Consider the following 14,840-nt stretch of genomic DNA (forward strand, 5'->3'; position numbering starts at 1 on the left):
ATAGCGGTAAAACGTGACCGTGCCTCCATTCCGTCATGTATTCATCGACCTCGATGATACGTTATGGGATTTTAAGAGCAATTCCTACCGGGCCTTGAAAGTCGTCTACGACGCCTATTCGTTGGCCGGTTATTACCCGCGGTTCGATGATTTCTATCGGGCTTACAGCGAAAAAAACGCCGAACTATGGAACCTCTATCACCACGGTCGCATTACGCGAGATGAATTGATTGCCGAACGTTTTCGCTACCCCTTGCAGCGGGTGGGCGTCTACGACCCCGGCATCACTCCACAACTCAATCAGACCTATCTCTCGGCTTTGTCCGAGCAGATAGGTCTGTATTTTTATGCCCGGGAACTTCTTGCTTATCTCTCGGCACATCATTATACGCTCACCTTGTTGAGCAACGGATTCAGGGAGGTCCAATATAAGAAGCTCGATAATACCGGCTTACGCCCTTTTTTCGACCACATCGTCCTCTCCGATGAAGTGGGTTTCATGAAGCCGCACCCCGGCATATTTACTTGTGCACTCGGTCATTTCTCCGCCGCACCGGCCGAAGCCATCATGATAGGAGACAATTTCGAAGCCGACATTCGAGGTGCAGCCCGTGTCGGGATTGCGCAAATCTATTTTAATCCCGACAATAAGCCGCTGCCACCACTTGCCGATGCTGCCCGGCCCGCGAACCGGGCGCAGGCCGGCCTCTGTCCCGAACAATTCGCTGTCGGCTGTCCCACTTACCAGGTCACCTCCCTCCGGGAGATAACGTCCATTCTCTGACAGCTTCCGGGAAAACAGATGCGATAAAAAACGGCACCGCCCCTGCAAGGAGTTGCAGGGGCGGTGCCGTTGTCGCCTATAAGATTATAATTTCCCGATGATGGAGCGGCGGTTGAGTTGTTCCAGGAGTTGTTCTTTGTAGGAGTCGGAGATGGGGATATAGGTTTTCCCGAAAACGATGCGGTTGCGCTCGATGATTTTGATTTTGTCCATCTGCACGATGAACGAGCGATGTACGCGCACAAAGCGCTCTGAGGGTAATTGCTCTTCGAGCGATTTAAGGCTCATGAGGGACAGAACGGGGTGTATCTCGTCTTCGACATATATCTTTACATAGTCTTTGAGCCCTTCGATGTAGAGTATCTTGTCGAGGTCGATTTGAATCAGGCGGTATTCGCTTTTTACAAATATCGATTGAGGCGTTGTGGCTTGCTGTGAGGCGGGTTGTTGATTTTTCATCTCAAACCACCGCCGGGCTTTCTCGCAGGCTTGCAGGAAGTCGGCATAGGAGAACGGTTTGAGCAGATAGTCGAGTGCATTTACGCGGTAACTGTCGACGGCATATTGCTCAAAGGCCGTGGTGAAGATAATGCGGCAGCGGTCGCCTATGATGCGTGAAAATTCCAGCCCGTTTACTTCGGGCATCTGTATGTCGAGAAAAAGCAAATCGAGGGGTTCTCCCCGGGTGATTTCTTCCATGGCCCTGATGGCACTGGTATAGGAGCCCGACAATTCGAGGAAGGGCGTCTTTTCTACATAGCTTTTCAGCAGGCACACGGCCAGCGGTTCATCATCGATGATGGCGCATTTCAATTTCATGACAGTGTGTGTTGGGTCTGTAACGTCAGTTCCGAGGCATAAGAATATTCGTCCTCCTTTATGGTAAACGTATAACGTCCCGGATATAGTATATCGAGCCTTTTCCGTAAATTGTCGAGACCGATGCCCGACCCGCTTTTGTCATTGGTGCCTTTGGGGAATCGGCTGTTTTCGATGCGGCACACAACGCGGTTGTCGGCATCGACCGAGATGGCGATGTGCACAAACGACGGTTGCGTATTGCTGATGCCGTGTTTGAAGGCATTCTCTATCAGCGCGATGAACAGGAGGGGGGCCACTTCGATGCGGGAATACTTCTCGGTGGGAAGGCTCACCGTCAATTCGGTATTGGCCGCCAGCCGCAGTCTCATGAGCTCTACATAGTTGTGGATAAAATCTATCTCTTTCGACAACGGTACATATCGTGTCGTGTTGTCGTAGAGCACATAGCGCATCAGTTTGCTCAGTTCGATAACCGCTTGTTGGGCCTTTTCGGGAGAAAGGTCGATGAGGGAGTAGATGTTGTTCAGGGTATTGAAAAGAAAGTGCGGATTGATTTGGCTTTTCAGAGTTTTCAGTTCAGCCTCCACCTTTTCACGCTCCACGGTTTCCAATTCCCTTTCGATCGAAATCCATCGGCTGGTCAATTTTACGGCGATGCTCATGCCCACGGCCAAGATGAGCGGAACCATGTCGCGCAGGAAAAATCCGAAAATGCCTTGTATGAGATTTACGTCAGGTGGCGGTGGCGGTGTATGACGAGGCGATGCGTCGATGTAGTAATGCCTTATTGCCGTGAGTATAAGTGAGATGCCGATGACAAGAATGACATTGAACCCATAGAAGTAGATGTTCGACTCCTTTTTGAAGAGGTATTTGTCGATGAGCAGCGTGTAATTGATGTAGAAGACGGCGAGGAGTGACAGCGGAACGAGTGAAAACCACAGGTAGTGCCTGAAATAGTCGGGCGAACTGTGGTCAGAAAACAGCAGAGGGAGGCCAAAGATGAGGCCCCACCCTGCTATGTGTATGAAGAGTGTAACTCTTTTGTGATTCTTGTCCCCGGGTTTCATGCAACAGAAAGGTTTTTATTCATATCGTATGGCTTCGATGGGGTCGAGGTCGGCCGCCTTCTTGGCGGGATACCACCCGAAGAATACGCCCGTCACGGTGCACACGGCAAAAGAGAGCACGACACTCCACGGTTGAATGAAGATGGGCCAGTGGACCACGCTTTTTACAATCCAGCTGGCTCCGCAACCCAATATCACGCCGATGATACCGCCTGTGATGCTGATGAGGACGGCCTCGATGAGGAATTGAGAGAGAATGTCGATGCCGCGGGCTCCTACGCTCATGCGCAGACCGATTTCGCGGGTACGCTCGGTGACGCTCACATACATGATGTTCATGATACCGATACCACCCACGATGAGCGATATGCCGGCAATGCACGCCAGCAGGGTGGTCATGAGGTCGGTGGTCGAGTTGAGCATGGTGCTGAGTTCTTGTTGCGTGCGTATGGTGAAGTCGTCCTCGTCGGTTTCTTTGAGTTTATGTTCCCGGCGCAGGATTGTGCTTATCTCCTCGGTGGCATAGTCGGTCATGTCTTCGGAGAGAGCCGAAGCAAAGATACCTTGGAGGTAGGTTACGGCAAGCAGGCGTTTCATCACGGTGGAGTAAGGGGCCAGCACGATGTCGTCTTGGTCTTGTCCCATCGAGTTGTAACCTTTCGATTTGAGAACGCCGATGACACGGAGAGGCACTTTGTTGAATCGGATCACTTTCCCTATCGGGTCGCTCCCGTCGGGGAACAGGTTGTCGACGATGGTTTTCCCGATGACACACACCTTGGCCGAGGTTTGTATGTCGGTCTCGGTAAACATGCTTCCGTCTTCGATTTTGAGTTGGCGTATGTCGAGGTAATCCAGTCCTACTCCGCTGACCGATGAGGGATAGTTGTTGTTGCCGCAGATGAGTTGTCCCGATGACGAGACGTTGGGGCTGATACCCGAGAGGAATTTTGTCTCGTTGCGCAAGGTCTCGTAGTTTTCGAGTTTGAGGGTTTGCATCTCCGAGGGGTCGCGACGCACACCGCCTCTCATGTCGCCACCGGGGTGAATCATAATCATGTTCGACCCCATTTCCGAGATTTGCGCCTGGATACTTCTTTTCGACCCTTGTCCGATGGCCAGCATGGTGATGACCGAAGCCACACCGATGATGATGCCCAACATGGTGAGGAAGGCCCGCAACTTGTTGTTTGCAAGGGCCCGCAAGGCTATTTTGAAGAGATTGGTTACATTCATAGGGCAGATTATTCTTCGTCGTTTTTAGGCAAGGCGGCCAAGGCTTCCTCGGCCGAGAGTATCTTGGGGTTGGGGGTATCTTCGATGACGTGTCCGTCGCGCAGTCGAATGGTGCGGCTGCTGTATTGCGACAACTCGGGGTTGTGCGTTACGAAGATGATGGTGCGGCCTTCGCGATGCAGTTTTTGAAAGAGCACGAGTATCTCAAACGAGGTGCGGGTGTCGAGGTTCCCGGTCGCTTCGTCGGCCAGTATCACGGCCGGGTTGTTGACCAAGGCACGGGCTATGGCCACGCGTTGCATCTGTCCGCCCGACATTTGGTTCGACTTGTGTTCGAGTCGGTCGCCCAGTCCTACGGCCTGCAAGGCTTCGATGGCACGACGGCGTCGTTCTGCGGCACTTACGGCGGCGTTATACATCAACGGTAACTCCACATTTTCCACGGCGGTGGTTTTGGGCAGCAGGTTGTAGTTTTGGAACACAAACCCGATTTTGCGGTTGCGCAGTATCGCACGGGAAGGTTTGCTCATGGTGCGCACGGCAATGCCGTCGAGCAGATATTCTCCGCTGGTTGGGGTGTCGAGGCAGCCCAAGGTGTTGAGCAAGGTCGACTTGCCCGAGCCCGATGTTCCCATGATGGTGACAAACTCTCCTTCGGTGATGGTGAATGAGACACCCCGCAGGGCGTGTACGGTTTCGCCACCCACTTTGAAGTCGCGTTTGATGTTTTGTAATTCGATGACTTTTTTGCTCATGACCGGCGGACTTGATTATTTGCTGTTTTTCTTTTTGTCTCTGGGCGGACCGGGCATGAAGGGACTGCGTTCAACGTCGCTGCCGGCGGCTTCGGCTTGTGGGGTGCTGCCCATAACCGCCTCTTCGACGATAACCAAGCCTTCATCTACGCCGCTGAGAATTTCGGTCATGATGCCGTTGCTGATGCCGAGTTGTACCGGGTGGGCGGTGAAGGTGTTTCCTTCGCGTGTCCATACTTTGTCGGTACCTTCACAATCGACGACGATGTCGGTCTTTTCGATAAGCGGATATTCCGGGGTGAAGCGCAGGGCGCGGGCGGGAACACTCAGCACGTCTTGTTTGTCGAGAATGTAGATGGTGACGTTGGCTGTGAGGCGCGGTTTGAGTTTCAGGTCGGGATTGGGAGCCGAGATGACGACTTCGTAGGTGATGACGCTCTCGTCGGTCGTGCTGGTCGAACTGTTGGTGCTGCCCAGTCGTATCTGGGTCACGCGGCCTTCGAACACATCGTTGGGGTAGGCATCGACGGTGAAACTTACCCGTTGGCCTTCGGCCACACCGCCTATGTCGGCTTCATCGACGTCGGCCACGACTTGCATCTGTGTGAGGTCGGCGGCAATGTTGAAGAGGGTAGGCGTTTCAAATCCCGAAGCCACGGTTTGTCCCTCCTCTACATCACGGCTGATGACGATGCCGTCGATGGGCGAGGTGATGATGGCGTAGGAGAGGTTGCGTTGTGCTTTGGCCAATGCGGCTTTGCTGCTTTCGAGGGCACTTTTGGCTTTGAGGTAATTATACTCCGAATCGTCGTATTCTTGCTCACTGATGAGGTTTTGCTCAAAGAGACCTTTGTTGCGTTCGAAGTTTTTCATCTGGTATTTGTATTCGGCCAGGTTGCCGTCGTAGGTGGCTTGTGCCGAAGCCAGTTCGCTTTCGAGGGTTACCTTGTCCATTTCGGCGATGAGTTGTCCTTCTTTCACAACCGAGTTGTAGTCGACATAGATTTTGTCGATGATACCCGATACCTGGGTTCCGACTTCTACCTCGGTCACCGGTTCGATGGTACCGGTGGCGGTTACCGAGTTGGAAATGTCGCTGCGTCCCACGGCTACGGTGGCATAGGAGAGCTTGTTGGTGCTCCCCGAGTTGCCGAAGAGGTATTTGCTTCCCACGGCGACAATGATAATCACGATGATGGAGATGATGATTTTCCGTTTCATATTGAAGAGAGATTATATATTCCGATTAGAGGGTGATGGGTTTGTTTTGATAGATGTTGAGCAGCAGGCGGTTGAGTATGGCCATGTACTTGGCTTGCAGTACTTGCTGTTCGGCCGAGAGCAGGTTGTTTTTCTCGGTGAGCAGTTCGAGCGTGTTGGCCATGCCGCGGTTGAATTTTTCCTGAATGAGGTCGTAGCTGGCTTGTGAGGCTTTTACCTGTTCCCGGGCCGAGACATACTGCTCTTGGGCGGCTTTCACGTCGAGGCAGAGGTTCTCGATGTCGCTCAGGAGTGTTTTTTTTGTGCTTTCGAGTTCGAGTTCGGCCGTGGTGGCGGCGATACGGGCTTTGGAAACGGCCGAGCGGGTATCGCGGTTGCTGTAAATGGGGATAGAAAGCGAAAGCCCTATCGACTCGCTGAGTTTGTTTTTCATCTGGCTGCCTGTCTTTCCGTCGCTGGTCGAGAGGTGTCCCGTGCTGACGCCGGCCGAGAGGGAGAGGCTGGGGTAATATCCGCTTTGCGCGCTTTTGATGTCGAGTTTGGCGGCCGCGATGTTCAGCTCGCTATATTTGATGCTGGGCAGGCACAGCAGGGCTGTCTGGTAAATCTCGTTGAGTGAGGCAATCGGGGTGAGCACATCGGTGGCATCGAGCTCGGGCGTTTCTATTTCGATGGTCTCGTCGATGCCGAGTTCGAGCAGTTGTTTGAGGGTGAGAATGTTTTGGGCCAATGTGTTTTGCGAAACGACCAGTTGGTATTTGTCGTTGCTGTATTGCGATACCAGTTGGGCGTAATCGCTTTCCGAAAGCGAACCGGCGTTTTTCAATTTTTCGCCTCTCTCGCATTGAGCTTTCGATACCTCGACGGTGTTTTCGTTGATGCGCACCGATTCTTGGGCGTAGAGGATTTGCAGGTATCCGGTTACGATGGCCGACTCGATGTTGTCGAAGGTTTCTTCGAGGGAAGCGTTTTGCATCTCTTCGGCAATTTTGCTCGATTTTACTTGGTTGAGCAGTTTGCCGCCGTTGAAGAGGGTAAGCGAGCTGCGCAGGTTGTAGCTGCCTGAGAGTTGATTTTTGTCGCTACCGCTGTTTCCGGTGATGATGTAATTGTCGAGGTCGTTGCCGGTAGTTTCCTGAAACGGCGTGTTGGTGTACTGATAGCTCACTCCGGCCGAGAGGTTGGGAAAGAATTTGGCTTTGGCGTTTTTGGTGTCGATTTGGCTGCTTTCGAGAGAAAGTCGGCTTTGTTTCAACTCGATGTTTTGCTCATAGGCATATTGCAAGCAGTCTTCGAGACTCCACGTTTGAGTTTTTTCCTGAGCCGAAACGGTTCCTGCTGTGAGGAGTATTCCGGTGGCAAGGGCGAATAGACGTTGATGTTTCATAGCGTTTGTAAATGATGCGACAAAGGTAGTGAATCTCTTTTTCCCCGGCCAACTATATTATAGAGAAGCGATTTTTTTATCGACGAATCACTTTTTTTTCTCGGCCAAGGTAAAAAATGACAAAAACCGCCCTGTGGGGACGGTTTTTGTCGAGATTGATGGGTGTTTTATACAAAAATGAGTATGAGTAATTGCGCTGTCAATACCCTGAGGAACATGGTCAACGGGTAGACGGTGGAGTAGGCCACGGCCGGGGCATCGTTGCCCGAAACCTTGTTGGCATAAGCCAATGCAGGGGGGTCGGTCATACTGCCCGAAAGCAGACCCATGATGGTGAAATAGTTGAGTTTGTAACGCCAACGGCTGATGATGCCAATGATAATCATGGGCAGGAAGGTGATGAGGAAACCCCACAAAACCCATAACAGACCGTCTCCGGTGAAAACTGTTTTGGCAAAATCGCCACCGGCTTCGATGCCGACGCTCGCCAGGAAGAGGCAGATGCCGATTTCTCGTAGCATAAGGCTGGCACTTGTCGAGGTGTAGGTGACCAGTTTCATCTTGTGGCCGAAGCGTCCAATGAGAATGGCCACAACCAGAGGGCCTCCTGCCAAGCCCAGCTTCATCGACGAAGACATGCCGGGTATCGACAAGGGTATGCTTCCCAATAATATACCAAGGAATATTCCCACAAAAATGGTAATCATGTTCGGCTCGTTGAGTCGTTTCATCGAGTTACCCAGTCGCGAGGCCAGGCGGGCGATGTCTTCTTTCCGGCCCACGACGGTGAGGCGGTCACCCATTTGCAGTTCGAGGTTGGGCGTGACGAGCAGGTCCACACCGGCACGGTTCAGGCGGGTGGCATTCAGTCGATAACCCATGCGCAGGCGCAAAGAACCGATTGTGCGACCGTTGTATTCGGGTTTGGTGACGACGATTCGTCGGGAAACGATGGGTGAAGGTATGGCTTCCCAGTCCATCTCCACGATGGGACCGATAAATGCCTTCATGGCGTCTTCGTCTTCTTCCGAGAGGACGATGAGCAGCAGATCGTCTTTTCCGATGACGGTGTTGTCGTCGGGTATGATGACCTCACCATTTTTCTGCACGCGGGAGACGACAAAGTTGCGGTCGATGAGTAGGGCCAGTTTTTCGAGCGTGCGGCCTACGATGAGCGGGTTTTCTACCTTGTAGGTGAGAATGTGGGGAACCAGTGTGCTGGCCTCTTTCTCGGCTTCGAGCCGTTTGGTCTCGTTCTCGTTGTTGATGCGGAACAGGTAACGGATAAGAATCATCGAGAGGATAATACCGATTACGCCGAGAGGGTATGCGGCGGCATATCCCGAAGCAATTTCGGGCACTTCGGCGAGTTTCCCGTCGAAATGCAACTGAGAGAGGGTTTGTTGTGCGGCACCGAGTCCCGGCGTGTTGGTTACCGCACCTGACAGGATACCTACCAGTTGGGGCATTGATATCCGGTCGTTGGCGATGGCATATATGACGCAAACAACCGCGATGTTCAGGACGACAACACCCAAGGCCAACATGTTGAGTTGCATGCCGCCTCGTTTGAACGAGGAGAAGAAACCGGGACCTACTTGCAAGCCGATGGAATAGACAAAAAGTATCAGTCCGAATTCTTTGGTAAAGTGAAGTATGTTCTGTTCGGCGGTGAACCCGAAATGGCTCACAAACAGCCCCACGAACAATACGAAGGTTACGCCCAACGATACCCCGAAGATTTTCAGTTTCCCCAAATACACGCCCAGTGCGATGACGAAGGCATAGAGGATAACCGTGTGGGCTACCGAGTTGGTCGCAAACAACAGATTTTGAATCCAGTCCATTGTAATAATTTGTATATAAGAGTTTTGTGCAATAAAAACAAGATTGCCCCGCTTTTGTTCCGCTGCCGAGTAAAAACGGGTATGATGATGCTTTCGAATTTTGCCCCGCAAAGGTACGAGTTTTCTCTTTATTTCGAAAGGGAGGTCTTCGGGTTTTTATACAAGAAATTACTTGTTTTTTGTTTTTTTTCTCCAATTCTGCCGGGAATGTGTTATTTTTGTCTTTGTGTATCGAAAAATAGGATTATGGACCAAGTTATGCGATGGGCGATTATCAGCATCGGTTCGAATGTGCCCGACAAAGAGTGGCGAGTAGCAAGTGTGTGCAAGGAGTTGGAATCTTATTTTTGTGCATGGGAAGCCTCGACCCTCTACACGACCCCCGCGGTAGGTCGTTGCACGGGGTTGCCCGACTATTGTAATGCCGTGGCTCGAATCGCGACGACCGACGATTATGATAGGCTCAAAGCCTTTTTCAAGCAGAAAGAGGCGGAGCAGGGGCGCCGGCATGACTCGACATTGCCTGCACTTGTCCCCCTCGACATCGATATTGTCGTGTGGGAAGGAACGGTGTTGCGCCCTCGCGATATGGAACAGGAATATATGCGCATCGGGCTTCGGCAGCTTGGTTTGCTTTGAGACCTGGGACGCTTTTGTTTGGAACCAGTAGGTAAAGAGAGGGCATCGAAAATTTTCGATGCCCTCTCTTTACTTTTTTTTTATGATATGAGAGCGGTTCAATATTTCAAGGCAAAGTGAGCCGGGCTGACGCCTGTGTCGGCTTTCCATTTGAGGGTGCCATCGGGATTGAAGCAGAAGATGGTGCCACTGTTGGTGTAGTCACCGGCATCGGTGAGATATACCTCTTTTGTATCGGGGTTCACGGCCATGCCATAAAGACTTGTAATGGGAGTGCCGTCGGTAACGAAAGTGGCCGGAGATACTTCGCGGGTATTCAAGTCGATGGTATGGTAGGTGTAGGTATAGGCGTTGGTGGTGTTGCTCCATTCCGACGAGTAGGCGTAGGCCGTGTCACCCACGATGCAGAAGTCGCTGGCTCCGATGTTGAGCGTGTCGACAACATGGTTGCTTTGGGTGTCGATGACATAAAGGTTGGCCGGTATGTCGAAATAGTTGCCTTGTGAGCTTACATAGAGGTGTCCCTTGTTGTCGGCTTTTACCCTGAACGGATTTATGCCCACGGTGATTTCGCCGGTTACGGTAAAGTGGTCAAGGTCGATAACCGAAACCGTGTTGTCATATCCTGTGTGCAAGCCTCCTGAGTTGGCCACATAAAGGGTGCCGTTGACGACAGCCAGTTCTTCGGGTTGGTAGCCGACGAGTACCGAGTCGACGACGGTAGCCGTTTGGGTATCGAGTTTATACACGGCACCGAGCACTTCTCCGTTGCCCCAGCTGGCACCCACATACGACGAGACATAGGCATAGTTGCCGTCGAAGCAGATGAAACGTCCGTTGGGAATGTCCACTTCGGCAATGTGCTTGGCGCTGTCGGCCGTCATGATTTCGACTTTGTGAGAACCGTTCATGACCGCGTAGAGACGGCCGTTGTAGATTTTCAGGTCATTGCCCGTGTCACCGAGTTCTTTGATGACGTTCGGGTTGCGTTCGGCATAGATGTTGCTGCTGTAAATACCCGTTTTTACGTCGAAGTAGTCGAGTGTGGAGTTGTTGGCTCCCCATTGGCCTTCGTTGAGCAGGTAGAAACCGCTCAGTTCCTGGTCTGAGCCTTCGGTCACATTGCTGTTGTTCGAGCCGATGATGTCGTTGTCGTTGTCGTCGCGACAGCTGCTCATGATGGCGAGCAGGCAGAGTGTCGATAAGAGAAAGATTTTTTTCATAATTGTATGGTTAGTGTGATTTTGAAATTAGTTCCGGGCATGGGGTAATTGGCGATGACGTCGTAGGACTGGTTGAAGAGGTTGTTGACTTCGCAGGCGGCTTTGCAGGCAACCTTTTTCAACGTGAAGGTGCGGCTCAGGGCCAAGTCGCTCGTGTACCAGGGTTGCAGGCGGTTGGCCGCCGTGTTTTCGGAGTTGCTGTATCGTTCGCCGGTGTAGATAAAGCTGTAATGGAGCGACCATTGTTTCCAGTTGCCTTCCCAAAGGACCGAGCCGCTGTGCAGCGGCGTGTAGGGAATCTGGTCGCCATAGTATTTGCGGGCGGGGTCGGTGAAGTCCTGGGCTTTTTGATAGGTGTAATTCCCGCGCAGGTTCATTCCCACCTTCCCTATTTGCACCGTGGTTTGTAGCGACACATCACACCCTCGTATCTCTACGCGCCCCAGGTTGATCATCGACCAGCGGAATTGCCGGCCGGTGGGGTATGCGATGATTTTGTCGGTGACGATGTTGTAGTAACCGTCGCCTTGTACTTCAATCGCGCGGAAAAAGCCTTCCTGCCACTCCTTGTGATAGGTAAATCCTCCGTCGTACTGAACCGTGTGTTCTGGGTCGAGCAGCTTGTTGCCCACATCGGTATAGTAGAGGTCGTTGAAGGTGGGCATGCGGAATGCTTTTTTGCAGAATGCTCGCAGCTCCATGTCACGGGAGGGTTTGTAGGTCATGAAGAGTGCCGGAGAATATTCGTTCTTGTGCGGAGGGGTACTCACGCGCTTGTCATCGAGTGCGTCTTGTATGAAGGTGCCCAGCAGGCTGCTTTGCACATGCAGTCCCTTCCACTGGAACGAGGTGGCGATGGCGGCCATCTCGGTAAATCGGGTGGGGTAGGCAAAATCTTGCAGGTCGGCATCGAGATAGTTCCATTGCAGGTCGGTCGAGATGGCGAGGTCCCACCACGAAAAGAGCCGGAAGAGATGGGCGGCCGAGAGATAACCCTCTTGTTGCCGGTAATGGTTGTGGACGTATATCTCGCGGGGGTCGTCGCGCAGGTATTCGGTGTAGTCGTAGGCATACTTGGCATTTACCAGCAGGCGGTAACGGCCGAAATCGTTTTCCCAGCTGCCTTGCGTGAAGAAGTTGCGGTCCCATTGGCGTTCGCCGTGTCGCCACACGTTGTTGAGGATAGGACCGGGTATGCCGCGTTCGGAGTTGTAGAAATAGGCTTTGGCGTTCCATTTCCCGGTCGGGGTCATGCCGAAAAATCCGCCTTCTATCCGCAAGGCTTCGATGTCGCCGTTTTCGCGCACCGCGGTGGTGTCATAGGCTGTCTCGCCGTTGGGCAGGGTGCGGCGGTAACGGAATTTGTAGCGTCCCGTTGCGTAGGTATATTCGGCGTTGAAGAGACTGCTCACCCGGTCGCTGATTTTTTGTTCCCACAGTATCGAGGGATTGGCCAGCCCGAATGAGCCGCATTTCATCGTCGCGCGCAGGTGGTATTTTTCTCCGTCCGAGAAGCGGGGTCTCCGGCTGCGCAGGTACACGGCGCCTGAGTTGCCGAAGTCTTTGGCCGACTGGAATATCTCACTTTTCTGTCCGTTATACAAGGCAATCTCTTCCATGTTGTCGAGCGAGAATTTCCCGAGGTCGATTTGTCCGTTTTGGGCATTTCCCAGTTGTATGCCGTCGTAGAACACCCCTACATGGTTGGCACCGAGGCTGCGCATGTTTACCGTTTTCAAGCCGCCCACGCCGCCGTAGTCTTTGAGTTGTACGCCCGAGAAGTAACGTATGGCGTCGGCCACCGAAAGGCTGTTGAGCTTTTCGAGTTCATCGCCCGAGAGTTTCTGAGGGGCGATGACTTCGGTTCTCCGGCTGGCGCTGACGGTGAGTTCTTGTAATTGTTGCAGCGAGTCGAGCCGGTTTTGTGCCGGTACGAGGGTGTGGCCTGTCCCGCACAGGAACAGGAGATACACGATGCTACGGTCGAATCTCACTCTTTTTCTCATGTCAAGAATTGTCGTCGTGCGCATTCCCGGCTCGAAAAACAGGAGTCCGTAAAGAAGATTGCCTCTGCTAAAAGTCGCAAGATTTCAGGCGTTGTGGCTCAATCAGGCTCTTTCCTCGAAAGCTGTTGAATGCGGTGGGTATGGCAGGTCTTCTGACTTGTTCCTGCATCAAGCAGCCTTCCCGGTCGGTGCCAGTGGCTTGTGTGATGGCTTGTGCATGGTGATGGAACTCACAGCAGCGGGACTGTCCGGGATTTTCACCCGATTCCCTTTTAATCTCCATGCCCCGGCGGGGCATTTCGAACCAATACGGCCGCAAAGGTAATAATATTTTGGAAAGTAATAAAAGGTATTGTGTCGAATTTATCGATATTCTCTTTCTCGCTTTCAGGCCGGTTCCGTTTCGGCCGAGTGTTCTTCGTCGCTCTCGACGATTTGACGCAAGTCGAGTGGTTCCTCGGCGACAAATGCGTTTTTGCGATAAGGGCAGTCGCTCATGAGGCAGTGGTGGCAGTGGCGTTCGTTGCAAGAGTCGGCGTGTACCGAGAAGGTGATTTTCTCGCCCGATTCGCGTTGTATGATTTCGGCGAGCGATTCGCAGGAACGGTGCCCTTGCGCCACGGTGTAGTACCACGGTAGGGTAAGGTCGCACTCGATGTAGGAGTAAGAGCCGTATTCGAGAATTTTCAGGTTGTGAATGTCGATCCAGTCGTCTTGCCGGTGGGTGTTGAGAATGTCGGCCGTGCGGGAGAGTTTTTCGATGTCGGCCTTGTCGGTGAGCGTGGCGATGGTCTTGCGCAGAATGGTGATGCCCGTGTAGATGATGACCCCGCCGAAGAGGAGGGCCATGAGGCTGTCGATGAGCACGATGCCGGTGACCTTGACGAGTATGAGGCCGGCCACGAGACCGATGGTCGAGTAGGTGTCCGATTGCAGGTGCTTGCCGCCGGCGATGAGGGCTTCGGAGCGGTGTTTGCGACCGGCTCTGATGCTGAGTGCTCCCAGCAGATAATTGGCCAAGCCGGCGGCCGCGGTGATGTAGATACCGATGTCGAGACGGCTGAGTTCGCTCGGGAAGAAGAGCCGGTCTATCCCTTCATAGATGATGATGCCGCCTGCCATGATGATGAGAATGCCCTCGGTCGAGGCCGAAATCATTTCGATTTTCCCGTGCCCGAAGGGGTGGCTGTCGTCGCGCGGACGGGCGGCCAACTTGATGCAATAGAGACTTAATCCTCCGGCGGCGACATTTACGATGCTCTCCATGGCATCTGTGAAGATGGCAGCCGAGCCGGTGAGGTAGTAGGCGATGAATTTTCCTACCAACAGTATGATGGAGCAGGCCCAAATGAAACTCTGTATTTTTTGTTTGGCCTTGGATTCGGTCATCATGGTTCCTGGTATTATGGTATAAAAAACCTATCGGCCGATGTCCGACCGATAGGAAGTATTCTTTGCAGAAGCGGGGGTGACGATTACAGGTTGGCTTCGATTTTGGCTTTGAGGTCGGCCTTCGATGATGCCCCTACTTGCTTGTCGACCAATTTGCCGCCTTTGAAGAAGAGAATCGTGGGGATATTGCGGATTCCCATTTCGCTGCTCAGCGCATTGTCATCGTCGACGTTGTATTTGCCGATGATGGCTTTTCCTTCATATTCGGTGGCGAGTTCGTCGACGTAGGGAGCGATGCTGCGGCACGGTCCGCACCATTCGGCCCAAAAGTCCACAACCACGAGTTTGTCCTGAGCCAGAAGCTCTTTGTAATTAGCGTCAGTAATTTTCTGTGCCATAGTAGTTTAAAATTTTATGTTGTTGAATTTGTTCTTTCATTCGGTTCAAAGATAGCGAAA

The 14,840-nt window shown here is 52.6% G+C and carries 13 protein-coding genes and 1 riboswitch; of the genes, 2 read left to right on the top strand and 11 right to left on the bottom strand.

What is annotated here, in order from left to right; genetic code table 11:
* Nucleotides 1-13 precede the first annotated feature (13 nt).
* Nucleotides 14-784, top strand: coding sequence for a noncanonical pyrimidine nucleotidase, YjjG family (locus IAD09_06075; protein ID HIT81788.1), 771 nt, complete (start codon nucleotides 14-16; stop codon nucleotides 782-784).
* 84 nt (nucleotides 785-868) lie between these two features.
* On the opposite strand, the gene IAD09_06080 is transcribed toward IAD09_06075, so the two are convergent.
* The 7 genes from IAD09_06080 to IAD09_06110 form a co-directional block, all read right to left on the bottom strand.
* Nucleotides 869-1,603: a response regulator transcription factor gene (locus IAD09_06080; GenBank protein HIT81789.1), complete on the bottom strand. Its 735-nt coding sequence runs from the start codon at nucleotides 1,601-1,603 to the stop codon at nucleotides 869-871.
* On the bottom strand, nucleotides 1,600-2,676 hold the full coding sequence (locus IAD09_06085) for a histidine kinase (GenBank protein ID HIT81790.1): 1,077 nt from the start codon (nucleotides 2,674-2,676) through the stop codon (nucleotides 1,600-1,602). The genes IAD09_06080 and IAD09_06085 overlap by 4 nt, the downstream gene beginning before the upstream one ends.
* Nucleotides 2,677-2,691: 15 nt before the next feature.
* Nucleotides 2,692-3,912: an ABC transporter permease gene (locus tag IAD09_06090; GenBank protein ID HIT81791.1), complete on the bottom strand. Its 1,221-nt coding sequence runs from the start codon at nucleotides 3,910-3,912 to the stop codon at nucleotides 2,692-2,694.
* Nucleotides 3,913-3,920: 8 nt separating this feature from the next.
* Complete coding sequence (locus tag IAD09_06095; protein ID HIT81792.1) at nucleotides 3,921-4,667, bottom strand: ABC transporter ATP-binding protein; 747 nt, start codon at nucleotides 4,665-4,667, stop codon at nucleotides 3,921-3,923.
* A gap of 15 nt (nucleotides 4,668-4,682) precedes the next feature.
* A complete protein-coding gene (locus tag IAD09_06100) occupies nucleotides 4,683-5,888 on the bottom strand; it encodes an efflux RND transporter periplasmic adaptor subunit (protein ID HIT81793.1) in 1,206 nt (401 codons plus the stop codon).
* Between the two features lie 25 nt (nucleotides 5,889-5,913).
* The gene (locus IAD09_06105) at nucleotides 5,914-7,275 is read right to left on the bottom strand and encodes a TolC family protein (GenBank protein ID HIT81794.1); all 1,362 of its coding nucleotides are present in this window, start codon (nucleotides 7,273-7,275) and stop codon (nucleotides 5,914-5,916) included.
* A 167-nt stretch (nucleotides 7,276-7,442) separates the two neighbouring features.
* The gene (locus tag IAD09_06110; GenBank protein HIT81795.1) at nucleotides 7,443-9,122 is read right to left on the bottom strand and encodes a putative transporter; all 1,680 of its coding nucleotides are present in this window, start codon (nucleotides 9,120-9,122) and stop codon (nucleotides 7,443-7,445) included.
* 246 nt (nucleotides 9,123-9,368) lie between these two features.
* Here IAD09_06110 and IAD09_06115 point away from each other — a divergent pair, with 246 nt between their 5' ends.
* Nucleotides 9,369-9,761: a 2-amino-4-hydroxy-6-hydroxymethyldihydropteridine diphosphokinase gene (locus tag IAD09_06115; protein ID HIT81796.1), complete on the top strand. Its 393-nt coding sequence runs from the start codon at nucleotides 9,369-9,371 to the stop codon at nucleotides 9,759-9,761.
* A 98-nt stretch (nucleotides 9,762-9,859) separates the two neighbouring features.
* Here the strand turns inward: IAD09_06115 and IAD09_06120 are convergent, their stop codons facing one another.
* From IAD09_06120 to trxA, 4 genes are all read right to left on the bottom strand, one after another.
* Entirely contained in the window at nucleotides 9,860-10,984 is a 1,125-nt protein-coding gene (locus tag IAD09_06120; GenBank protein ID HIT81797.1) for a YncE family protein, read from the bottom strand.
* Nucleotides 10,981-12,990 (bottom strand): TonB-dependent receptor, encoded by a 2,010-nt coding sequence (locus tag IAD09_06125; protein ID HIT81798.1) that lies wholly within the window; start codon nucleotides 12,988-12,990, stop codon nucleotides 10,981-10,983. The genes IAD09_06120 and IAD09_06125 overlap by 4 nt, the downstream gene beginning before the upstream one ends.
* Nucleotides 12,991-13,114: 124 nt before the next feature.
* Nucleotides 13,115-13,314: riboswitch (cobalamin riboswitch) on the bottom strand.
* A 63-nt stretch (nucleotides 13,315-13,377) separates the two neighbouring features.
* Entirely contained in the window at nucleotides 13,378-14,379 is a 1,002-nt protein-coding gene (locus IAD09_06130) for a cation transporter (GenBank protein ID HIT81799.1), read from the bottom strand.
* Nucleotides 14,380-14,465: 86 nt separating this feature from the next.
* Complete coding sequence (trxA, locus tag IAD09_06135) at nucleotides 14,466-14,780, bottom strand: thioredoxin (GenBank protein HIT81800.1); 315 nt, start codon at nucleotides 14,778-14,780, stop codon at nucleotides 14,466-14,468.
* Nucleotides 14,781-14,840 lie beyond the last annotated feature (60 nt).

This window comes from Candidatus Caccoplasma merdavium (genome assembly GCA_018715595.1).
Lineage (GTDB): Bacteria > Bacteroidota > Bacteroidia > Bacteroidales > UBA11471 > Caccoplasma > Caccoplasma merdavium.

What these genes read in the sequence shown, in the direction of transcription:
- IAD09_06105 (HIT81794.1), bottom strand. Translation starts at nt 7,275, where the DNA reads ATGAAACATCAACGTCTATTCGCCCTTGCCACCGGAATACTCCTCACA.
- IAD09_06095 (HIT81792.1), bottom strand. Translation starts at nt 4,667, where the DNA reads ATGAGCAAAAAAGTCATCGAATTACAAAACATCAAACGCGACTTCAAA.
- IAD09_06085 (HIT81790.1), bottom strand. Translation starts at nt 2,676, where the DNA reads ATGAAACCCGGGGACAAGAATCACAAAAGAGTTACACTCTTCATACAC.
- IAD09_06130 (HIT81799.1), bottom strand. Translation starts at nt 14,379, where the DNA reads ATGACCGAATCCAAGGCCAAACAAAAAATACAGAGTTTCATTTGGGCC.
- IAD09_06125 (HIT81798.1), bottom strand. Translation starts at nt 12,990, where the DNA reads ATGAGAAAAAGAGTGAGATTCGACCGTAGCATCGTGTATCTCCTGTTC.
- IAD09_06110 (HIT81795.1), bottom strand. Translation starts at nt 9,122, where the DNA reads ATGGACTGGATTCAAAATCTGTTGTTTGCGACCAACTCGGTAGCCCAC.
- IAD09_06090 (HIT81791.1), bottom strand. Translation starts at nt 3,912, where the DNA reads ATGAATGTAACCAATCTCTTCAAAATAGCCTTGCGGGCCCTTGCAAAC.
- IAD09_06115 (HIT81796.1), top strand. Translation starts at nt 9,369, where the DNA reads ATGGACCAAGTTATGCGATGGGCGATTATCAGCATCGGTTCGAATGTG.
- IAD09_06100 (HIT81793.1), bottom strand. Translation starts at nt 5,888, where the DNA reads ATGAAACGGAAAATCATCATCTCCATCATCGTGATTATCATTGTCGCC.
- trxA (HIT81800.1), bottom strand. Translation starts at nt 14,780, where the DNA reads ATGGCACAGAAAATTACTGACGCTAATTACAAAGAGCTTCTGGCTCAG.
- IAD09_06120 (HIT81797.1), bottom strand. Translation starts at nt 10,984, where the DNA reads ATGAAAAAAATCTTTCTCTTATCGACACTCTGCCTGCTCGCCATCATG.
- IAD09_06080 (HIT81789.1), bottom strand. Translation starts at nt 1,603, where the DNA reads ATGAAATTGAAATGCGCCATCATCGATGATGAACCGCTGGCCGTGTGC.